General features: G+C 43.9%; 21 protein-coding genes. 12 read left to right on the forward strand and 9 right to left on the reverse strand.

Features of this window, described 5'->3' with window-relative positions; translation table 11 throughout:
* Positions 1-284 precede the first annotated feature (284 nt).
* Positions 285-1,001 (reverse strand): hypothetical protein, encoded by a 717-nt coding sequence (locus HW45_RS16555; RefSeq protein ID WP_038228281.1) that lies wholly within the window; start codon positions 999-1,001, stop codon positions 285-287.
* A 282-nt stretch (positions 1,002-1,283) separates the two neighbouring features.
* Here HW45_RS16555 and trmY point away from each other — a divergent pair, with 282 nt between their 5' ends.
* The 11 genes from trmY (at position 1,284) to HW45_RS16610 (ending at position 11,388) form a co-directional block, all read left to right on the forward strand.
* The gene (gene trmY, locus HW45_RS16560; protein WP_006072313.1) at positions 1,284-1,880 is read left to right on the forward strand and encodes a tRNA (pseudouridine(54)-N(1))-methyltransferase TrmY; all 597 of its coding nucleotides are present in this window, start codon (positions 1,284-1,286) and stop codon (positions 1,878-1,880) included.
* A 193-nt stretch (positions 1,881-2,073) separates the two neighbouring features.
* Positions 2,074-3,057, forward strand: coding sequence for an HAD family hydrolase (locus HW45_RS16565; RefSeq protein ID WP_038228286.1), 984 nt, complete (start codon positions 2,074-2,076; stop codon positions 3,055-3,057).
* Between the two features lie 99 nt (positions 3,058-3,156).
* Positions 3,157-4,116 (forward strand): hypothetical protein, encoded by a 960-nt coding sequence (locus HW45_RS16570; RefSeq protein ID WP_038228288.1) that lies wholly within the window; start codon positions 3,157-3,159, stop codon positions 4,114-4,116.
* A 199-nt stretch (positions 4,117-4,315) separates the two neighbouring features.
* Positions 4,316-4,768, forward strand: coding sequence for a septal ring lytic transglycosylase RlpA family protein (locus HW45_RS16575; protein WP_200874586.1), 453 nt, complete (start codon positions 4,316-4,318; stop codon positions 4,766-4,768).
* Positions 4,769-4,835: 67 nt separating this feature from the next.
* On the forward strand, positions 4,836-5,411 hold the full coding sequence (locus HW45_RS16580; protein WP_038228290.1) for a sugar O-acetyltransferase: 576 nt from the start codon (positions 4,836-4,838) through the stop codon (positions 5,409-5,411).
* Positions 5,412-5,763: 352 nt separating this feature from the next.
* A complete protein-coding gene (locus HW45_RS16585; RefSeq protein WP_031495695.1) occupies positions 5,764-6,777 on the forward strand; it encodes a substrate-binding domain-containing protein in 1,014 nt (337 codons plus the stop codon).
* A 19-nt stretch (positions 6,778-6,796) separates the two neighbouring features.
* On the forward strand, positions 6,797-7,816 hold the full coding sequence (locus tag HW45_RS16590; RefSeq protein ID WP_038228293.1) for an ABC transporter substrate-binding protein: 1,020 nt from the start codon (positions 6,797-6,799) through the stop codon (positions 7,814-7,816).
* Between the two features lie 17 nt (positions 7,817-7,833).
* A complete protein-coding gene (locus HW45_RS16595; RefSeq protein WP_006072327.1) occupies positions 7,834-8,676 on the forward strand; it encodes an ABC transporter permease in 843 nt (280 codons plus the stop codon).
* Between the two features lie 3 nt (positions 8,677-8,679).
* Positions 8,680-9,468, forward strand: a complete 789-nt coding sequence (locus HW45_RS16600; protein ID WP_038228297.1) for an ABC transporter permease — start codon at positions 8,680-8,682, stop codon at positions 9,466-9,468.
* A gap of 11 nt (positions 9,469-9,479) precedes the next feature.
* Complete coding sequence (locus tag HW45_RS16605; protein ID WP_038228300.1) at positions 9,480-10,568, forward strand: ABC transporter ATP-binding protein; 1,089 nt, start codon at positions 9,480-9,482, stop codon at positions 10,566-10,568.
* A gap of 4 nt (positions 10,569-10,572) precedes the next feature.
* Positions 10,573-11,388 (forward strand): phosphodiesterase, encoded by an 816-nt coding sequence (locus HW45_RS16610; RefSeq protein ID WP_038228302.1) that lies wholly within the window; start codon positions 10,573-10,575, stop codon positions 11,386-11,388.
* A 202-nt stretch (positions 11,389-11,590) separates the two neighbouring features.
* Here HW45_RS16610 and HW45_RS16615 read toward each other — a convergent pair whose 3' ends face one another.
* The 3 genes from HW45_RS16615 to HW45_RS16625 form a co-directional block, all read right to left on the reverse strand.
* Positions 11,591-12,361: a class II glutamine amidotransferase gene (locus tag HW45_RS16615; RefSeq protein ID WP_038228307.1), complete on the reverse strand. Its 771-nt coding sequence runs from the start codon at positions 12,359-12,361 to the stop codon at positions 11,591-11,593.
* Between the two features lie 103 nt (positions 12,362-12,464).
* Positions 12,465-13,142 carry an SDR family oxidoreductase gene (locus HW45_RS16620; protein ID WP_038228308.1) on the reverse strand — a complete coding sequence of 226 codons (678 nt, stop codon included), beginning with the start codon at positions 13,140-13,142 and terminating at the stop codon, positions 12,465-12,467.
* 150 nt (positions 13,143-13,292) lie between these two features.
* On the reverse strand, positions 13,293-14,198 hold the full coding sequence (locus HW45_RS16625) for an AraC family transcriptional regulator (protein ID WP_006072336.1): 906 nt from the start codon (positions 14,196-14,198) through the stop codon (positions 13,293-13,295).
* 141 nt (positions 14,199-14,339) lie between these two features.
* Here HW45_RS16625 and HW45_RS16630 point away from each other — a divergent pair, with 141 nt between their 5' ends.
* Positions 14,340-15,491, forward strand: coding sequence for an aminotransferase-like domain-containing protein (locus tag HW45_RS16630; RefSeq protein WP_038228309.1), 1,152 nt, complete (start codon positions 14,340-14,342; stop codon positions 15,489-15,491).
* Positions 15,492-15,572: 81 nt separating this feature from the next.
* Here the strand turns inward: HW45_RS16630 and HW45_RS16635 are convergent, their stop codons facing one another.
* Genes HW45_RS16635 through HW45_RS16655 form a run of 5 tightly spaced genes read right to left on the reverse strand, consistent with a single transcriptional unit; the run spans position 15,573 to position 20,118 of the window.
* Complete coding sequence (locus HW45_RS16635) at positions 15,573-16,709, reverse strand: AI-2E family transporter (protein WP_038228310.1); 1,137 nt, start codon at positions 16,707-16,709, stop codon at positions 15,573-15,575.
* Positions 16,702-17,388, reverse strand: coding sequence for a potassium channel family protein (locus HW45_RS16640; RefSeq protein ID WP_038228582.1), 687 nt, complete (start codon positions 17,386-17,388; stop codon positions 16,702-16,704). Before HW45_RS16640 ends, HW45_RS16635 begins: the two co-directional genes overlap by 8 nt.
* 12 nt (positions 17,389-17,400) lie before the next feature.
* Positions 17,401-18,279 (reverse strand): HlyD family secretion protein, encoded by an 879-nt coding sequence (locus HW45_RS16645; protein ID WP_038228312.1) that lies wholly within the window; start codon positions 18,277-18,279, stop codon positions 17,401-17,403.
* A gap of 12 nt (positions 18,280-18,291) precedes the next feature.
* Positions 18,292-18,495 (reverse strand): DUF1656 domain-containing protein, encoded by a 204-nt coding sequence (locus HW45_RS16650; RefSeq protein ID WP_038228314.1) that lies wholly within the window; start codon positions 18,493-18,495, stop codon positions 18,292-18,294.
* A complete protein-coding gene (locus tag HW45_RS16655) occupies positions 18,496-20,118 on the reverse strand; it encodes a TolC family protein (protein ID WP_038228316.1) in 1,623 nt (540 codons plus the stop codon).
* Positions 20,119-20,124: the final 6 nt, after the last annotated feature.

The following is a 20,124-nucleotide window of genomic DNA, read 5'->3' on the forward strand; positions in this document are numbered from 1 at the left end:
CATTAAATTATAAGTTCCATTTTAAGTGTTCTGAAGTTTAGTTGTTCGTTAAAAATCGAAGGAGAATAATATATGCGTAAAAAAGAAATGATATTGCTTATTATTACTAGTACTTTATTTCTAGTGAGTCTAGTAATAGGGAAATAAGCTTAACTGTTCATCTTATAATGTAGAACGACATATTCCGCAAGCTAGTGCTGTGACTAGTCGTGCTTCATAAATAGGTGTCAATAAGTTTGAGTATGTGGCGCGAACATAAGAGCGTCGTGCCACTACCAACTTGGTTATTGGTGTGCAATCTTCGCTTCTAATTGCTGAAGCACTGATTCCACAAACTGCTGAGCAGGTAAACTCTTCCATTGTTCCGTTAATGCCACCTCTGATAATGACTGCCGTTTGCTGACCATCACTCCTCGTAATAGATAGCTATGAATGCGGCAAGCGCACTGATAGCAATCTTTGCTGTCCGGATAATGTTTGTTAAACCAAGTAAGACACTCGTGCATTGCTTGCAACAAAAGAGATGGTTCAATGCTGGGAAATATGCGATTAAACGATTCACCGAATAACGTTATCGCCCAATCGCCGGCCATTGCAATGTCGAGTAGGAACCAATGCCTGGGGTCATTATTATGGTCAAACGAAACGTAGTCTTTCTTTAAGGTGCGACCCGTATTGAAATTAATAGCGTAGTGCAGCGATTGTGCTGTGCGCAGTTGGGCTTTGTGATATACCACGAACTCCAATTTGGTTGCTGGGCAGGGTAGGTGAGAGTGCGATAGCGCCTCTATGATAGCCTGCTTTTGAGCGTCGCAAAGGGGTTGCGCTATCACCATTTGGACGTCTAAATCACTTTCACCCGCAACATAACTCCCCTGACTTGCTGAGCCAAGTAAGTAGATACCAACGATATTAGTACTTGCGACTAACTGAAGCACGTCGCACAAGCGATTTATGTATTCCCGTTCAGCAGAGGGTAGGGCAAAAAGACGTGAGTGCATGATGATAGTGTGGATCCGTGTCGATGATTATCGATGCTACCATAAGCGATTAGTTCAAATCAGTGAAACGTCTAGCAACCTCAACAAGTTATCAGTTTGACTTAAGTACTTTTGTTCTAAGGACACCCTGCTGAAGACTATTTCTGTAAATAGCTAAATTATTGCCGTTACTTCATCAAGCAAAACTGTGATAATAGCGACCCACAATGACTATTGCCTTATTGACGATAGAGCATCTTGGTTAAGTTATTCGTTATATTCATTAAGTAGGATTTTACATCTATGCGCGCCTTTGTACTTCGAGCTCGTTCCGCCCCTACCGAAAGCCAGCAACTTCTCGCTTCCGTTGGTCAGGAGGCTCATACCGAAATTTTAGCTCACACGTTGATGAACACGATCTTTGTTGCGCAGTCTCATCGTGAAGATGTGGTGGTTTACCTCGTCTTGGAAAGTACTAAAGATTACTCTCGCACTATACGCTTTAGCTCAAACGACATCAGTAACGTTGGTGGCTTTCATGAGAAAGTGCTACTCGATAAAGTTGCCAGAGCATTAGACGTATCCCAAGGTATGGGTAAAGAGCAAGAACGTGAAGTTGAAGCGGGTATTACTGTACGAACCATTAGCTTCGAAAAGCTGGTTCAAGAACTGGCTGAAGATTATCAGCTCTACATGATGGATAAGAAAGGCACCTTCATTCGAGAACAACAGTTTGTCGGTAATTCTTGTTTTCTTCTTACCGACCATATTCCAATGCCGAAGAAGAGTTTTAATAGTTTAAAGCGTCTAGGTACTGAGAAAATCAGCCTTGGTCCTAAGATGTTGTTTGCTTCTCAATGCGTAACTCTGATTCATAATGAATTGGATTTAAATGAGTAACATTGAAGGGCGATAGGAAATCACCATTCGATAGTGTATTGAACGCTATGTCTTTTAGGCATAGCGTTTTTTTAACTTTTCCGTTTTTGCAGATTATTTTTTTATCGTGCAATGCATAATTCTCTCAGTTCAGGTTAGCCATCTTACTGATGCCAAACGTCAATGAATACACTTACATTACTGAGAGCAAATTATGAAAATGCATTTCAAAAGCCTTGTCTGCTTAGCTGTTCTATCTACTCCTGTTTTTGCAGCGCAACATCCTGATCCTTTGCCTTCTTGGAACGATGGCGCTACTAAATCTGCTATTGTTGAATTTGTTGAGACTGTCACCACAAAAGGCTCTGATAATTACGTCCCAGCGGAAGATCGTATCGCGGTATTTGATAACGATGGTACGTTATGGGCCGAGAAGCCGATGTATTTTCAATTATTCTTTACCTTGGACCGTATTAAAGAGCTTGCTCCGAAGCACCCTGAGTGGAAAACCGAAGAGCCGTTTGCGTCTGTTTTAAACGGCGACATAAAAGCAGCCCTGTCTCATGGTGAGGAAGGATTGCTGAAAATGGTTATGGCAACGCATGCCGGTATGAACTCTGTGGAATTTGAGGAAATGGTGCAAGCTTGGGTGAAGAACGCTAAGCATCCAATCACTAAAAAGCCTCTAACGGAGATGATTTATCAACCGATGTTGGAAGTGCTCGACTTTCTTCGTGATAATGATTTTAAAACCTACATAGTTTCTGGTGGAGGAGCAGACTTTATGCGTCCTTGGACAGAGGAAGTGTATGGTATTTCTCCGGAGTACGTTATTGGCAGCGAAATAGAGACAGAGTTCGCTTACACTAGTAATGGTATTGAGATTCAACGCTTGCCAAACGTCGCTCATATTAATGACAAAGCAGGAAAGGTCATTGGTATTCACAAGAGACTAGGTCGCCAACCTATTGCGGCTTTTGGTAATTCTGACGGTGATTTGCAGATGATGCAATGGACGACCCAACAAGAAGGTGTCACGTTCGGACTCTATGTGCATCATACTGATGAAGGGCGAGAGTGGAAGTATGATCGTAATTCTTCGGTTGGCCGCCTAGATAAGGGACTAGACGAAGCCAAGAAAGAAGGCTGGACTATCGCAGATATGAAGAATGACTGGAAAGTGATTTACCCAAATTGATAGCGTAGTGATTTGGAACCCGCAATGCGTTTGGGGTCACTAGAAAGCATTGCGGTGGTTGCTAGCCTTTTAGGGTATAAGTGAAGGTAAGAGGGCTGAATGGCAGTCACTAATAGTAAAAAAATACTCACTTTCGAGCAGTTATCTAGTGAGATAACCGCGATAGCAAACTGCAAGGTCCTGTTTGATTTTCCCAATGAACCAAATCATGTTACCGAGCGTCAGTATGGATTTTTACAAATTGATCGTCCAACGATTCGTTATACAGCATTCACAACTCCTCATGCACTGATACTTTACTCCGCTCTGTTTAAGCCTGAGTGTGCTTTGCAAACTCGATTACATTCACCAGAAATTACTCTGATGATCACCACAATGGAAAGTCAGTCCGTGTGTTTTAATGGTAGTTGGATTAACACTGACCAAGTTGCGATAGTCTCAAGTCGTTCTGAAGTTCCCTTTGCATTATTTATTCCTCAGAACACCACGGTTATCTTAAGTGAAATAGCTGAACCCTCTAGAAAATTGAAGAGTTTCAGTGATTCCCTTGTCCCAGTTGCTGTTTCGAAAAGGAACTTAGACAAATTTAAGGCGGTAGGTAAGTTTGTCTTTGAACAGCCGACTGAGAAACAAGGGCATGGTGGGACGAAAGCTGTCCTTGATTTGATCACCGTTCTTTTGGATGAACTCCCTCCACTGCGCCCCCAATCGCTGCATGGACCAAGTCGCAGGCCTAGAAAGCACCTGATGACAAAAATAGTGAAAATGATGGAACAGAAAACGATGCGAGCGATGTCGCTGAAGCAGATAGCTAATGAATTAGATATTAGCACCAAAAGCATCAACCTCTTTTTCAAAGAGTATTTGTTCATTCCACCCAAGCGATTCTATTTGCTCGTTAACCTATTTAAATTTCGAAATATTTTGATTCAAGGGAAATGCTCTTCAGTACTAGAAGCTACGGTATTATCAGGGGTTGATGGATGGAGTCGATATTCTGAGCGGTACCAAAAGCTGTTTGGTGAAAAGCCTTATGATACGTTTATGAAGTCAAAATAACGATGTAATTTGGCACGGATCTCAAAGGCAGTGAACTTTGGTATTTTCATGTCTAAAATCTTTCTTGAGCATGACCGAGTGGCATCGAGGTCGTGGAAAAATCGGCCATTGATATCGAATGTTGGCTTTTGTCCCATTCGGTTGTTTTTATGAGCTTTATTGCTAAAGCGTCAACAGTTCAAGAATAGATAAACACGACATGAATAAATTTCAATTTCCAAATAATATCAAGAAGATCAATTTCATCCTTGTTGCATTAATGTTCTCTTTTCTAGCTGGTTGCTCTTCAACCGCTTCAATTGATAGTTCCAAAACTCGAAGTTATGCAAAATCCCATGAACTTGTAGGTCAAGCGTCTTGGTATGGGAATAAATACCACGGACGACGCACTGCGAGTGGTGAGCGCTATAACATGAGGGCTTATACCGCGGCTCATAAAACGTTACCTTTTGGAACGATCGTGAGAGTGACAAATACCGCTAATGGTAAAACAGTGGACGTCAAAATCAACGATAGAGGCCCGTTTGTAAAAGGTCGAATTATTGACTTATCTCGCAAGTCATTTGAACAAATTGGCGACATTAGTAAAGGGATAGCACCGGTAAAAATTGAGATTATCGATGATAGTAATACTTTTAGGTATAAGCACTAATCCACTGCCCGAATGAGGCGTTGGTGATACAATTCAGCAGCAAAAAAGATCCGAGTTGAGAGACAACATGACTGAGTTCGAAAAAATGCTTGCTGGTGAAGAGTTCGATGGCGGCGCCGAAAGCATTAACCAAATCCGCGAAAACGCCTCCCTTCTATTACAGGCAATAAATAAAAATACTGATGACATTCAACGTGGTGAGCTGTTTCAACAGTTAATGGGGAATATTGCAGATTCCAGTATTGTACGTTCTCCATTTTATTGTGAGTTTGGTAAGACGATTTCGATTGGTGAAAAGACCTTTATTAATATGAATGTCACCATGCTAGATGGTGCCAAAATCATGATTGGTAACAACGTGTTGATAGGGCCAAATACGCAGTTCTATTGCGCTAGCCACGACTTAAACTACCTCAAGCGTCGCAACTGGGAAACGATCTGTGGACCGATTATGGTGGAAGACGATGTATGGATTGGAGGTAATGTGGTGATCAATCAAGGTGTTACCATTGGAGCGCGTTCCGTGATTGCCGCTAATTCCGTTGTGAACAGTGACGTACCGCCCGACTCGTTATATGGTGGAACACCCGCTAGGTTGATTAAGAATCTCAATGAGAGCGATAACACTTACAAAGGCCAATAGCCACACAACTCAGTAAATTCTTCCGAAAGGATGGCGATTAGCATTTAGTATGAGAAATGAGCCAGAGCGCTTAATCTCTTTCGCTGCATTTCAGCTTAATTATCGTGATCCTTTCGGCGACCACTCATATTTCCCCCAGTTTCTGTGACATTAATCGTTATTTCACATTACTCTACAATTTAATTTGCTTCCGTTAAATTCAATGAAATGAAAGTGTTTCATGAATTATGTTGTCGATATATGTCGCAAAAATGCATCGATATGGCGGCTAAATTGACGCTTCTTCATTTTCTCCTTAATAAAACTGTAATGTGTCCTCTTTAATCTTGCGTTCAACAACGGAGGAGAGGCGATGAATATCAAAGATGTAGCAGAACTTGCAGGAGTGTCACCTGCAACTATCTCTCGTTATCTAAATCAGCCTCAATCTGTAGCGCATGCCACGAGCAAGAGAATTGAGAAGGTCATTACTCTCACTGGATACAGTGTTGAGCAACGACATGACCAAATTGAATTCAATAAAAATCCAACTCTCGGAGTGGTGATTCCAAGTTTAATTAACCCTGTGTTTTCAGAGGTAGTTACCGGCATCCAGCAAAGAGCGAGGCACTTTGGGTACTCGGTTGTGGTTGTTGACACTCAATATGACAGTGGCCAAGAGCAGCAAGCGGTTATCGACCTGATAAGGCAGCGTGTCGAAGGTGTCATTTTGACGATCGCAGATACCTCTGAAAATGAAGCATTGAAGCTTCTGAGAGACTTTAAGTTTCCCTACTGTTTATTGCACAACCGTTCAGATGAGCAAGAACCTTGCGTTTTTGTTGATAACTATCAAGCCGGTATTGATGTAGCTCAGCGAGTCGTGGAATTAGGACACCGAAGAGTTGGCATGTTAACGGGGCGATTTGTCTCATCTGATCGTGCTGAGCAGCGCTATAAAGGGTTTAAAAAAGGTCTTAATGACAATGGATTGGAATTAACTGAGCTACTAGAAGTAGACCAAAACAAACTTGATCCATTTGGTGACCAAGAGATGAGTGTTATCCAGAGAGAACAGGCGCCTACAGTGTGGTTTTGTAGTAACGATTTGCTGGCATTGAAGGCGATAAATGCCGTGAAAGCCAACGGTCTACATGTACCTTCGGACATCTCAATTATCGGTTTTGACGGCATGAGTTTAGCTCAGCTTATCACCCCGACTCTCGCAACGGTTGCGGTACCACATCTAAAAATGGGGCAAGTCGCTGTAGATATTTTATTTAACGCCAAAGCAGGAGCGAGCGTATCGACTCAACTTGCTCTGGATTATCAATTGCAAATGAATGGCTCACTTGACGTGGTGCCGCACTTACAAAACAACGAATAGTCACATATTGGAGAATATAATGACTTTTACACTAGGCTCTAAAACAAAAAAACTAGCGGGAATGCTATTTGGTTTGGCTTGCGCTTCATTTCAAGCGCAGGCATCTAGCGCAATTTGCTATAACTGCCCTCCAGAATGGGCGAACTGGGGAGGGCAATTACAGCTGATAAATAAAGAACTTGGAATTCGAGTTCCGATGGACAACAAAAATTCCGGTCAGTCTTTGTCTCAGTTAGTTGCGGAGAAAAACAATCCAGTAGCAGACGTTGTTTATTATGGCGTGTCATTTGGCATCAACGCGACTAACCAAGGGGTGGTAGAACCATACAAACCGAAGAATTGGGACCAAATTCCAGAGGGGATGAAAGATCCAAACGGTAATTGGTTTGCAATTCATTCGGGAACCATTGGCTTCTTCGTTAACGTTGATGCTTTAGATGGAGCGCCGGTCCCGCAGAGTTGGGAAGATCTTCTTAAACCAGAATATCGTGGCATGGTCGGTTATCTTGACCCAACCAGTGCGTTTGTGGGCTACGCAAGTGCGATAGCGATAAATGAGGCAATGGGTGGCGATATCAATGACTTCACACCTGCTATTGAGTACTTCCGCAAACTTGCGAAAAATCGCCCGATTGTCCCAAAACAAACCTCGTATGCACGTGTAATTTCGGGTGAGATTCCAATCTTATTGGATTATGACTTTAATGCGTATCGTGCCAAATATAACGACTTCTCTAATGTGGAATTTGTCATTCCGAAGGAGGGCTCTATTGCTGTTCCTTATGTAATGAGTATGGTGAAGGACTCGCCACACCCTGACAACGCAAAAAAAATCTTGGATTTTGTGTTATCCGAAAAAGGCCAACAAGTTTGGGCAAAGGCGTATTTACGACCTGTTATTGATGGGGTGATGGATGAAGATGCGAAGAGTAAGTTCTTACCTGACTCTGAATATCAGCGCGTTGGTTCAGTTAACTTTGCAAAGATGTCTGAAAACCAAGCCGCATTCGCTGACCTGTATCTAAGAGAAGTCAACTAAACCTTACCGGACCATGGATGGCGGACAAGATTTCCGCCATTGTTTTTATGAAAAAGAATCATCTATCTATTTTGCTTATTCTGCCTGCTGTAATAGTGAGCTGCGCATTTTTCTTGTTACCAGTGGTGCAACTGTTGCAGGTCTCGTTAGTTGATGGCGGTGCGCAGAGCTACATACAAATTCTAACCCGACCTTTGTACTTGAAGAGTCTTTTTTCAACCGTAACGCTTTCTGTCCTAGTCACAGTTGTGAGTTTAGCGGTGGCTACGATCAGTGGGCTGTTTTTGACGCGTTATGAGTTTAAGGGGAAGCAGTTGCTGGTTGCTATGTTGAGCTTTCCGCTTGCATTTCCCGGAGTGGTGATTGGTTTCTTCGTCATTATGCTTGCAGGACGTCAAGGTCTGTTTGCCCAAGCAGGGTTATTGCTTACTGGGGAACGTTGGATGTTTGCTTACTCAATCGCGGGATTGTTTTTGGGTTACTTGTACTTCTCAATACCTCGAGTGGTACTCACGGTCATGGGTGCCGCAGAAAAACTCGATCAAAACCTACTTGAAGCGGGGCGTTCATTAGGCGCAAATCGTTGGCAAATTTTCAAAGACGTAACGCTACCTGCGTTAAAACCAGGATTAATCTCATCGGGTTCGATCTGTTTCGCTACCTCAATGGGCGCGTTTGGCACGGCGTTTACTCTGGCAACCAACATTAACGTGTTACCAATGACGATTTATACAGAGTTCACGCTCAATGCTAACTTCGCTATGGCGGCTGCTTTGAGCTTAATCCTTGGTCTAGTGACTTGGTTGTGTTTGATGTTAGCGAAGCGTCAGGGTAATTCGTCTATGGCAATGGGAGGCTAATCAATGAAGAAAGATAAATACTTTTATATCCAGCTAGGGTTCACTTTATTGGTCTGTGCGTTTCTGATTGTTCCTGTTTTTATGTCGATTGTTGCTGGACTAACGAACAACTATTTTGTTGGTGTAAAAAGTGGATTGACCCTTCGTTGGGTTGAGCAGGTATGGGCACTCTATTCAGACACGATTTGGCTAACACTACAAATCGCTATCGCGACCACCATTATTAATGTGCTGGTGGGCGTACCTTGTGCTTATGTGCTGGCGAAAAGCAAAAGCCGCTGGGCATCGTTGTTTGATGAGATCTTAACCTTGCCGATTGCCATTCCCGGTATGGCAATTTCGCTTGGTTTAATCCTCGCTTACGGTGACTTTAGTGATTTTCGTTCTAACTGGACGTTTATCTTAGTGGGTCACGTTATCTTCACTTTGCCGTTTATGGTTAAGTCAGTGTTGGCGGTACTGCAAAGTATTAATTTCAATGTGTTGGAAGAGGGAGCGGCGAGCTTGGGAGCAAGCTTTTGGCAGCGTTTCTTTGATGTCATTGTCCCTAACTGCAAGGCAGGTATTGTCGCTGGTATGTTGATGACCCTCACTCTCTCTATTGGCGAGTTTAACCTAACTTGGATGCTTCACACGCCATTAACCAAAACCTTGCCTGTTGGTTTGGCTGACTCGTACGCCTCCATGCGTTTAGAGGTTAGCTCTGCTTATACCTTAATTTTCCTTTGTCTCATTTTACCGTTGCTGGTTCTGGCTCAGATGCTGAACAGAAAACCGGTTACAAGCAATTAAGATTGAACTCAATGTTAGAACAAACAATGACTGGCGTAGAAATCACGCTGAAAGATATTACTAAGACTTTCCCAGATGGAACCTTGGCACTAAAACCGACTGACCTAAAAATAGAAGCGGGAGAGATTTTAGTATTACTGGGACCTTCTGGTTGCGGGAAAACAACAACCTTGCGTCTTATAGCTGGATTGGAGTTTGCTGATGAAAATGGCGGACAAATAACTTTTGGTGATCAAGAGGTTACCGCGCTCCCTATTGAGCAAAGAAAAGTCGGAATGGTGTTCCAATCATATGCGCTGTTTCCCAATATGAACGTTAGCGAAAATATCACTTATGGCCTGAAAGTTCGTGGTGTGGATCCTTCGGTGCGAGCTCAAAAGCTTAAGCAGATGCTGACTATGTTCGACCTAGAAAAGTATGCAAAAAGAGGCGTCCATCAATTATCTGGTGGCCAACGTCAACGTGTGGCGTTAGCTCGCGCCATCATAACCGAACCCGATGTATTGCTGCTTGATGAGCCACTTTCAGCTTTGGATGCTTTGCTAAAACAACGTTTGAGAAGTGATATTCGCTCGTTGTTAAAAGAATTAGGCATCACTGCAGTGTATGTGACTCATGACCAAGAAGAAGCTATGGCGATGGGCGACAGAATTGCCGTTCTCGACCATGGTGAAATTGCTCAGATTGGTTCAGCAAAGGATATCTATCTGCAACCAAGTAACAGCTTTGTTGCCGATTTTATCGGGCAAATGAATCGATTTGAAGGAGTGGTAGAAGCAGGGAAGTTGCTGTTGGACACCGGTAAGTACCTGAAACTGCCAGAGCATATAGACACGGAAATCTCTGCTAAAAATGACTCATTGAGCGTCATGCTAAGACCAGAAGATATTATCTTGAAGGACATCAGCGATGATTGTGATGCTTTAACTGGCGTCGTAGTGAGTACAGTGTTTTTAGGGGACAGAACCCGTGTCACTTTGTCTGGAGTACAAAAGGAGTCTCAACTTATGGTTGACTGTTTTGAGCGCACTGAATATCAGGCGGGTCAAGTTGTGACTGTGTCCTTTGAACCTAGTCGTTTAATTCCTTTGAAGAAGTAAAGTTATGTTAATTGCCCAACTTACCGATTTGCATGTCAAACAAGATGGCAAACCCGCGTATCGCAAGGTGGATACGTTGCGATGCCTACAGAATGCTGTACAACATATCAACCACCTTAACCCCAGACCAGATTATGTCGTTATTACCGGTGATCTTGGCGACTTTGGTACGGAACAGGAATACCAAATCATCAGGCAAGAACTAGAGAAACTGCAAATACCACTTCGGGTCGTTCCGGGTAACCACGATCACCGTGATAATTTGCGAGTGGGGCTGCAACAGTTAGTCGATTTTGACCACCCAGAGTTTTGCAACTTTGTCGTTGAGCAGGGTGAACAAGTTTTATTGGGTTTAGACTCGTCTGTCATTGGCAAACCTTATGGCTTTTTATCTTCACAAACACTTGAGTGGTTGCAAAGTCAGCTAGCCCGTTTATCTAAAAAGTCTGTTCTTATTTTTCTGCACCATCCGCCAATGCATGTGGGATTAGGGCATATGGATGTGCAAAACCTGACAAATGCAGACAGCTTATATGAAGTGCTAAGTCAGTTTGATAACGTACGCGGACTGTGCGCTGGACACTTACATCGTCCTATCACCGCGACTTGGCGTTCGATTCCTGTGTGGGTTGGACCGTCACACAGCCATTCGGTGACGCTTCACCTCGATCCTAACGCACCGTCGTCTTTTTCATTAGAGCCAAGAGCCATTCAACTGCTCAAATTTGAGAATGATTCGGTAGTGTCCCATATTAGCTACATTGAAGACAGTGATGGTCCTCATCCATTTTTCGATGAACAGGGTAGATTGATCGATTAGCGATTGAAGCAACCCAGAAAGGGCCCATGTTAGTTATAGGCCCTATTAAACTTGTTACGCGAGTATGTTGTGCTTTATCAATTACTCGTATTTTGACGCGTACGTTTCTCGTATGCTTGCGAGTACCGCTCTAATAGTTCAACAACTTTAGTGTCATTCAACAGGGTTTATAGGCCGAGAGCTTCAGGGTAGAACTCAGCCGTTATATATCGAGACGTATTTGCGTCGTCGTAAGGCTCAAACCATATATATGGGTAATTGTTTGTGGTTTGAGTAGTTTCCATTCTTTGCTTTTTTCGAGAGGTTCGGACGCAACACTGACATTTTCTCCTTCTGCTTTAATAAAAACAGTCGGTGGCTCTTGGTCACTACTGTATCGTACGACCCAAAACTGTTCGCCGTCGGAGAGGCAAATAGAGGCTTTAAATGGCAAGGCTACCTCTCTTTCTGATTTGGCGTTTTCGATATCTTTGATGGTTTCAATAATGGCGTTGTTTACATTGCTCGACAGGCCATTTTTCATCATCAATAAGAAGATAAGCTCACTGTCGGTCGTTCCTTTTCGATAGTGATAGAGCGACTCAGGCAGCAGACGTTCTAGTTGGAAGCGCAGCTTTTCAAATTCATCGATTTGTCCGTTATGCATGAACATCCAATTGTCGACTACGAAAGGATGGCAGTTAGAGCGTGATACGCTCGTTCCCGTTGAGGAGCGAACATGTGCCATAAATCGATGGGAGCGAATGTGATGCGTTAGAGAACGAAGATTATCGTCACTCCAGGCAGGCATGACTTCGTGGAATTGACCGGGGATATCACGTTGCGTGTACCAACCTAACCCAAAACCGTCAGCGTTTATTCGAGTGGCACCTTTTCTTGCTTCTAAACTCTGGTTAATCAGTGAGTGTTCAGGTACATAAATTAGTTCATCTAGATAAGTTGCGGTTCCCTGATAAGCTAGCCAACGACACATTCATCGCTCCCTCTGTGTAGTGTATGAAATAGGTACTGTTCCTAAATTAACCACTTTTGTGGCGTTCAACAAGCACCCATACCAACTGTTACAAATGAGATGGTTATTCGACTTCAACCGGCGGTCTAAACGTCATCTCATGCATGACTACATCACTAGGCAGCTCAAGTAATAGAGAGATGGTGGATGCAACGCTTGCTGGGTGCATATACTCAGGGCGGTCTGCTTCTCTAAAGCTGGTGTCTGCGCCGCCAGGGAACAAAGAAGTCACTTTTATTCCATGAGGCTGAGCTTCTTTCATCAAGATTGCACTAAAGCCCGCAAAGCCCTGTTTCATCGCCGTGTAGACACTCATAGTTTCATTAGAGCGTTTAGCAACTGTGCTTACCACATTAATAATTTGTCCTGATTTAGCCGGCTTCATGACCTTTAAGGCTTCTCTACACAACAACGCAGGTGCACGAAGGTTGACGGCATACTGTTGGTCAAACTCTTCTAAGGTGAACTCTTCAATAGCGCATTTGCGCAAGTTCATACCCGCGTTATTAATTAGAACGTCCAGCCTACCTAGTTTATCGAGCGCCTTTTGGAATAGTTCGACAGTCTGATTGGGATCGGTTAAGTCGGCAGCGATGGTATGACAGTTCGCTTCTTGCTCTAGCTGTGCCAGTTTTTCAGGATTACGGCCCGTTGCTACTACTTGGTGGCCTTTATGGCTAAGTTCTTTTGCTAGTTCATAGCCGATACCACTTGTTGCACCAGTTACCAAGATTGTTTTCATCGCCAAAGCTCCAAATTGATAAGACGTTGAGTAGGTTGGATAGTGGCACAAGCTTACCGTGGACACGAGTAAATTACCGTACCAATTAATGAAAACAGGGCACACGTTTGTGCTTTGTTACAAAACAAATGCAAAGGGAGAGGTAACTGGTCAATAAAAACTGATAGGCAGATAAAAATCCAGTTCAAAAACTTCGTCAGGCGCCAAGAAATGATTGCGATGATAATGTACGTAAGCTGGGGTTGCACTGGCTTTGAAGCCAGACTGCGGTAACCATTTCTCTTGGATTCGACTTATTTGCGGAAGCAACTCACCGTAAACACCTTGAAGACGGAAGACGGCGTGTAAACCACCCGGAATGGTCATTTGGTTTACGGTACCTCGAAGTTTGATCGGAGCATCAATTTCTAGGCATGCGACATAGCGACACTTATCTAGTTCAACCCAAGCGGGGTTCGAATGATGTAACCCAAACTGTACCGAAAAATCTCGTTTTTCAGCGCTTGCCCATGCTTTGAGCATTTGCCATGGCTTACCTATAGAGCGGTTGTAACCAATGTGACGGATATATGCGACGCGACGTGGCGGCGCGTCGATAATTTTGGGGGCGGGAATAGGACGATCCACAGCACGGGCATAACCCGCAGCAACGTCGGGGTCCGCTAAATAAGGCTTGTGTGATACTTGAGGATCGTGTTTTCGCCACTGACCGGGTGAGAGTCTGAACACGTCTTTGAACGCACGCGAAAATGATGATATTGAGCTAAAACCACTCTTATTTGCTATCTGCTGAATACTAGATTTGGTATCGAACATTAATTGATTTGCCGCGTATTCCATTCTTGTGCGGCGGATATATTGATGCAGTGATTCACCAACGACTTCCTTAAATACTCGATGGAAATGCTGTTCGGAATAGGCCCCAATAGCAGCGAGCTCTTTTCCGGAAAGCTCTTTACTTATATCACTGTGGATATAGAACAGGACGTCGTTGATTCGAGTTAGATGACGGGCATTCACAATCAAAATCGCATAAATGGACATGTTTATAAGCATAAATGGACAACATGAAGCTTGCAATAGCGTGTAAGCTGATTTTTCGTTATGGCGGGGTAGTTTAAATCTCTCTATACACGTCATTAATTGTTCTTAATCTAAAATAATGCCCCGCTATTAGTTGTATTGGTAAGGAAATATATGGAAATCGCTCGCTCTCTTCAAAATGTCCCTTCGTCTTATATTCGTGAAATTCTGAGTGCAGCCAGCGATCCAAGCGTCATTTCACTGGCTGGAGGATTGCCAGATCCGGATACATTCCCCATCGAGCTAATGCGCTCCACGTTTGAAGGGTTATGTGATAAGCCTGAGGTATTCCAGTACGGAACCACTGCAGGGTATACGCCGTTACTCGATTTCCTATCGGACTATTACCAACTACCAAGCAATCACAGTGCGGTTGTTTGTACAGGATCTCAGCAAGGTCTGGATTTGGTGGCAAGAGCTTACATTAATCCGGGTGATACGGTCGTAATGGAAGCGCCTAGTTATTTGGGGGCTATGCAAGTGTTCGGCTTAGTCGGGGCGAATATTGTGACGGTGTCACAAGTGGCTTCCGGCCCTAACTTAGAACAACTTGAAGCGTGCTTTAAGATCAACTCGCCAAAAATGTTTTATGCAGTGCCAGATTTCCACAATCCGACAGGTGTTTGTTGGACACTGGAAACGCGTCAAAAAGTCGCGGAGCTTTGCATTCAATACAATGTGGCATTTATTGAAGATGCTCCGTACCGCGAACTCCGATTTACCGGAGAGGCGTTGCCAATGGTCTCGACCTTTTGTCCAGACAACTCCATTGTATTTCGTTCGTTCTCTAAAATTGCTTCTCCAGGCCTTCGCATTGGTGTGGTCACTGGCAAGAAGAGCTATATTGAGCCGATTATTAAGATCAAACAAGGTGCCGATCTGCACTCCAGCATTCCAATGCAAGCTGCGCTACTGGGCTTGCTAAAACATGATGACTTTGACGCCCACCTAGATACAGTAAAAGGGATTTATAAGGCGCGTTATCAAACGCTATTTGAAGCATTAGAAGCTAAGTTACCTGAGAGTTGTGCGTTGAACTCTGTCGATGGCGGTATGTTTATTTGGGTTGGGATTCCTTTATGCGATACGTTTGAATTAGCTAAGGTACTGTTGTCAAAAGGCGTTGCCGTGGTTCCTAGTCCAGTATTTTATCCAGAGGCAAACGGGCAGCCTTCGGCACTTCGCTTGAACTTCACTAACTCAACGCCTGAAGAGCTTGTAAAAGCAGTGGATGTGCTCGCAAATGTCCTAAGCGAACACCAGTAACGTTCCGCAGCCCCTTAAATAACGCAGCCGATAAAGTTCAGTGACTTTATCGGCTGTTTTTTTTATCCGTTGTCCATTGTATTAGCTGTTTTCGGCTTTCGTATTACTTTCAGATGTTGCCTCAACGTCGTCTTCTGATAACTCGGTCTGCTCTTCGTAATTAATCCAGAATAAGAACAATTCATACCAAATGGCGAGAATAATAGCGCCAAGGAATAGACCAATAATTCCAGCGAACAACATCCCACCAATGGCACCGATTAAGATAATAGGCATCGGCACATCAACGCCACGTCCCATCAACATAGGCTTGAGAATGTTATCAGATAATCCTCCCGCTAATGCCCAAATAGTAAACAGTGTCGTACTAGTTCCGTCTCCTGTGGAATAAACATAGAAAATTACCGGTGCAACGATAAGTAGAGCAGGTAACTGAGCGATACAAAGGATCAATGTTGCGAGTGTCAGCAAACCAGCAGCCGGAACTTTAAACACAAACATCGCAGCACCGATGATTGCCGCTTGAATGAACGCCACACCGACAACACCTAGTAATACACTGCGAATGGTTGCTGCCATCAAGTTAGCCCACTGTTCAGCTTTTTTCCCAACAGCTCTTACTGCGACGGTTTCTAACGCTCCTGAAATTTTCTCCGCATGTGCCATAAATCCACCGGCAATTGCGAGGGAAATGATGAACATAATCAAGCTTGTTAATGCACCGCCTAATATGGAGGCGACAGTACCGAGAAAGCCTTTAATCTCAGGCAAAAACTGCTGTATAGCTTTTTCCATGTTAGTGGCGAATAGGTTCCAAATGCTATACAGCTTGTCACCAACGACAGGGATGTCGGCGACCTTAGAGGTGGGCCCCGGGATTTTTATCTCGCCACTTTGTATTACTTCAGTGGTATGAGCGACGCCCTCGTAAATTGAACCAGAAACCATGACGAAAGGGATCACCAACAAAGAAATACCGATTAAGGAGACCAGAGTAGCGGCTAATCCCCGTTTGCCACCTAATGAGTGCTCTAACTTTTTGGTCAGTGGCAACAAGGCGACGGCTATGATTGAGCCCCAGAGGACAGGAATGATAAAAGGTTTAATGATATCGTAGGTGAAGATCAGCAATATCACTAATAAACCAATTCGAATGGCCGATTCGACCATATTATTGACAAAGAGCTTGCTTTGACGCTGTTCAGTCTGTCTATCCATCGTTGTTTTCCCTGTTTTCAATATTTGCACTTACCAAACTTGATACGACTATTGCCATATAGAACACTCCGACAATGGCTTCTAAATACACGACAACTTGTGCCAGCGGAGTAATTGGGCTGATGTCGCCATAACCTAACGTTGTTAACGTAACGAAGCTGAAATACGCTGCGTTAGAGAAATTCTCTCCCCACGTAATGGCTTCGAGCCCCGTAAAGGCTTGTGGGGAATATTCGATAATAATTAAGTAAACGATAGCCCACATTAAGCCGAGTAGTAAAAATAATGCTACTGAACCAATGACTTTGTTGGTGTTGACCTTGCCGTGGAAGAGCACCTGTTTAGCTGTCGACTTAAAAGTACCAAAGAAGAATGAGAAGGTGAGAGCGAGCATAACGAAGTCCATTTCATGGATCTCGAAAACAATTTTTGCCAACGTCGCTAAGATCCATAGGCATACCAGCGTTATCAAAAATCGCGTCCATCCTTTATCGAATCGCAGACTGGCCAAGCAAACAATGAAAGTGACGATGATAAACAGTTGAAGAACATGATCTATTACACCTTGTCCAACGATTTCGGCCAATGCTGAGCTGATCAGTAACGCGATGAGCGACACCGTAAGATAGAAGAAATTATTGTCTTCATTGATTTTTTTTAACCGATTCCCCATTTCCATCATTGTTTCTCCCTAGTCTTCATTTTGTTCCATCACCATGATCGACGCTGATAATCCAAAGCGCAGATGCACTCCTTCAGGGAGTTCATGTAGCGACACACGAACTGGGATTCTCTGGGCGAGGCGAATCCATTGGAAGACAGGATTGACGTTGGGCAACAGGTTATAGCCAACTGTGCCATCTTTGGGCGCAATACCCCAGCCGATAGAATCGACAGTGGCATTAATAGGTTCATCTGGATGTGACATCAAAGTCACTCTTGCTTGGCTACCAGGGTGTATTCTTGGTAGTTGGTTTTCTCTAAAGAAGCCAAATACCCAGAAACTGTTTTCATCAATCAAGGCGACAAGAGGTTGGTTAGCGACGGCCTGTGTTCCTTCACGGATATCAAGGTTGGAGACATAGCCATCCACCGAGGCGACAACGCGCGTATAGCTAAGATTGAGGCGAGCGGACTTTAATTGTTCCTCTGAGGCTTTGATTTGCAGCAGTGACTCTTGATAGGCAATTTCGCGTCGAATGAGATCCTTATGAGAGACTGCTCCTTTGTCTTTTTTACGAATGTCGAGCAAACGGTCGTACTCGATTTTCTTTCCCTTTGAGCTGATGATGGCTCGTTGCAAAGCCACTTCGGCTTGTGAGAGGGCAACTTGATAGGTTTCAGGGTCGATTTCAAATAACAAGTCGCCTCGTTTGACTTGTTGGTTGTCAACAATAGATACGTTGACAATCGGGCCTGAGACTCTTGGGGCAACCTTGATGATATTGGCTCTAACTTGTCCATCGCGTGTCCAAGGGTTGTTGAAGTAGTCTTGGTATTTCTGATACCCAAACCACCCAGCGCCACCAAGGATAATCAGGTTTAGGATAATAATGAGAGATTTTTTCATAGTGACGAGCTCCTAAAACCTTAAATAGAAATGGTCGATAGCAATGACATACAACACGAGGATTGCTAAGAATGTGAGCGAAGGGAAGGCGATGAATCTTGATAGCTTCACCTTGTTTAGTATCACGACGGTTATCCAAGTTGCAATGAGCGCAAGAATCAGGACTAACACCAAAGGAGAAAAGTAAATATCTCCCCACGACATTTCATGTGGCATCTATTTATCCTCCTTGTCTGTTGCTGGTGGTTTGGCGCCTGTGCGCAGCGTTAATGAAGGTAGAGCAACATTTTCTTGCTGTAATTGGTCACTCCAATCGGTGCGTTTGTTCATCTGTTCGACATGTTCTGGTGATACAAACGCTTTTCCAGAGTTAATTTGCCAACCGCCGCCTAGTGACTTGTACAAGGCGACAACTTGGTTAGCGACGTTTCCTTTAATTTGCGCGTAACTGTCTTCGCTTCGGGTCATTTTTTCGACAGAGTTCAATAAACGCTCAAATGAGATTTGTCCGTTCTCATACTGGGTGAGCGAGATATTAAACGCGCGAACTGAGGCGTTTACTGACTCTAAGCGCAGGGATTTTTGTTCTCGATACAGATCGTAGGCTTCCATTGCATTCGTCACCTCTTGAACCGCTTGTAGTACTTTTTTGTTGTAATTGGTCAGGGTTTCTTGGAATTTCGCGTCTTCAAAACGGATATTGTTCTTCACTCTTCCATATTGAAAAATGTTCCAGCTCATTGCGGGTCCGGCCACTAAAGTCAGCGAATCGTTGAAGCTGAAACTACTGCCTGAAGGTACAGAGCTGTTAATGCCTATGGATCCAAAGAGGGAGAAGCTCGGGTACAACGCCGTTTCAGCTACACCTATTTGAGCGCTTTGGGCATGAGCTTGAAGCTCTGCGACTTGTAAATCTGGTCTGCGCATCACCAAACTTGCGTCAACAAGATTGGCTAATACTGGGGTTTCTGGAACGATAGAGCCATCTCCCTTTTCCGAAATAGCGCTTTTTGATCCAGAAGCTTTAAAACGCTGCTCAAATTGAACCAGTTTCTGCTCCATGTCTGACTTAAGAATGGGTTCTATTTCTTCAGGCAACTTGCCCAGCAGGACCGCCAAGGCATTTTTGGCTTGCAACATCGCCACTGTTAGTCCTGGTAGGGCTGCTTTCGTGGTGAATAGTTGATTGCGCGCCTGTTGAACGTCGAGTTCGGTGACATTGCCTGACTCAAACTGCACTCGCGTAATGTTAACTACTCGCTCTTGAATCTCGATATTGCGCTGCGAAAGCAGTATGCGTTCTTGGAATGTGCGGTAATTGATATAGTTTCTTGCCACTTCAGAGGTGATGGTCACCAAGATGTCGTTGTAGGAAGCGATGGAAGCGTAATAACCCGCCTGGGCTGATTCAATTCCGCGCGCATATTTTCCCCAAACATCCATTTCCCAACCGGCATCAAAGCTCAAGGCTGCATTGTTGAAAGAACTTTCATTGGCGTAAGCTTTGGCTAGGTTGCCAGATATTGATTGCAGCTGAGGGTATTGCAATCCGTCGGCGATACCCAGAACTGAACGCGCTTGCAGGATTCTAAAACCGGCTGCTTCCACATCTAAATTCTGTTGAGAGGCAATATCAACCAGTTGGTTCAATGTCGAGTCGTTAAACTGTTCCCACCATTTTACGGTTGAATCCATGCTAGCTTGTGCGTCCGAATCTTTCCACGATGACGGAAGTTGGGTTTCTTGACTCGGTGTAAAATCTGGACCAAGCGTAGTGCACGCCGTCATAGACAACGTGGCTAAGGCAATAAAGCAGGGCTTTGTGAGATGAGAAATCATTACTAC

The organism is Vibrio sp. ER1A (assembly GCF_000733315.1).
GTDB lineage: Bacteria > Pseudomonadota > Gammaproteobacteria > Enterobacterales > Vibrionaceae > Vibrio > Vibrio mediterranei.

What these genes read in the sequence shown, in the direction of transcription:
- trmY (WP_006072313.1), top strand. Translation starts at nt 1,284, where the DNA reads ATGCGCGCCTTTGTACTTCGAGCTCGTTCCGCCCCTACCGAAAGCCAG.
- HW45_RS16570 (WP_038228288.1), top strand. Translation starts at nt 3,157, where the DNA reads ATGGCAGTCACTAATAGTAAAAAAATACTCACTTTCGAGCAGTTATCT.
- HW45_RS16610 (WP_038228302.1), top strand. Translation starts at nt 10,573, where the DNA reads ATGTTAATTGCCCAACTTACCGATTTGCATGTCAAACAAGATGGCAAA.
- HW45_RS16575 (WP_200874586.1), top strand. Translation starts at nt 4,316, where the DNA reads ATGAATAAATTTCAATTTCCAAATAATATCAAGAAGATCAATTTCATC.
- HW45_RS16630 (WP_038228309.1), top strand. Translation starts at nt 14,340, where the DNA reads ATGGAAATCGCTCGCTCTCTTCAAAATGTCCCTTCGTCTTATATTCGT.
- HW45_RS16565 (WP_038228286.1), top strand. Translation starts at nt 2,074, where the DNA reads ATGAAAATGCATTTCAAAAGCCTTGTCTGCTTAGCTGTTCTATCTACT.
- HW45_RS16590 (WP_038228293.1), top strand. Translation starts at nt 6,797, where the DNA reads ATGACTTTTACACTAGGCTCTAAAACAAAAAAACTAGCGGGAATGCTA.
- HW45_RS16615 (WP_038228307.1), bottom strand. Translation starts at nt 12,361, where the DNA reads ATGTGTCGTTGGCTAGCTTATCAGGGAACCGCAACTTATCTAGATGAA.
- HW45_RS16640 (WP_038228582.1), bottom strand. Translation starts at nt 17,388, where the DNA reads ATGGAAATGGGGAATCGGTTAAAAAAAATCAATGAAGACAATAATTTC.
- HW45_RS16650 (WP_038228314.1), bottom strand. Translation starts at nt 18,495, where the DNA reads ATGCCACATGAAATGTCGTGGGGAGATATTTACTTTTCTCCTTTGGTG.
- HW45_RS16605 (WP_038228300.1), top strand. Translation starts at nt 9,480, where the DNA reads ATGTTAGAACAAACAATGACTGGCGTAGAAATCACGCTGAAAGATATT.
- HW45_RS16635 (WP_038228310.1), bottom strand. Translation starts at nt 16,709, where the DNA reads ATGGATAGACAGACTGAACAGCGTCAAAGCAAGCTCTTTGTCAATAAT.
- HW45_RS16580 (WP_038228290.1), top strand. Translation starts at nt 4,836, where the DNA reads ATGACTGAGTTCGAAAAAATGCTTGCTGGTGAAGAGTTCGATGGCGGC.
- HW45_RS16585 (WP_031495695.1), top strand. Translation starts at nt 5,764, where the DNA reads ATGAATATCAAAGATGTAGCAGAACTTGCAGGAGTGTCACCTGCAACT.
- HW45_RS16600 (WP_038228297.1), top strand. Translation starts at nt 8,680, where the DNA reads ATGAAGAAAGATAAATACTTTTATATCCAGCTAGGGTTCACTTTATTG.
- HW45_RS16595 (WP_006072327.1), top strand. Translation starts at nt 7,834, where the DNA reads ATGGCGGACAAGATTTCCGCCATTGTTTTTATGAAAAAGAATCATCTA.
- HW45_RS16625 (WP_006072336.1), bottom strand. Translation starts at nt 14,198, where the DNA reads ATGCTTATAAACATGTCCATTTATGCGATTTTGATTGTGAATGCCCGT.
- HW45_RS16620 (WP_038228308.1), bottom strand. Translation starts at nt 13,142, where the DNA reads ATGAAAACAATCTTGGTAACTGGTGCAACAAGTGGTATCGGCTATGAA.
- HW45_RS16555 (WP_038228281.1), bottom strand. Translation starts at nt 1,001, where the DNA reads ATGCACTCACGTCTTTTTGCCCTACCCTCTGCTGAACGGGAATACATA.
- HW45_RS16645 (WP_038228312.1), bottom strand. Translation starts at nt 18,279, where the DNA reads ATGAAAAAATCTCTCATTATTATCCTAAACCTGATTATCCTTGGTGGC.
- HW45_RS16655 (WP_038228316.1), bottom strand. Translation starts at nt 20,118, where the DNA reads ATGATTTCTCATCTCACAAAGCCCTGCTTTATTGCCTTAGCCACGTTG.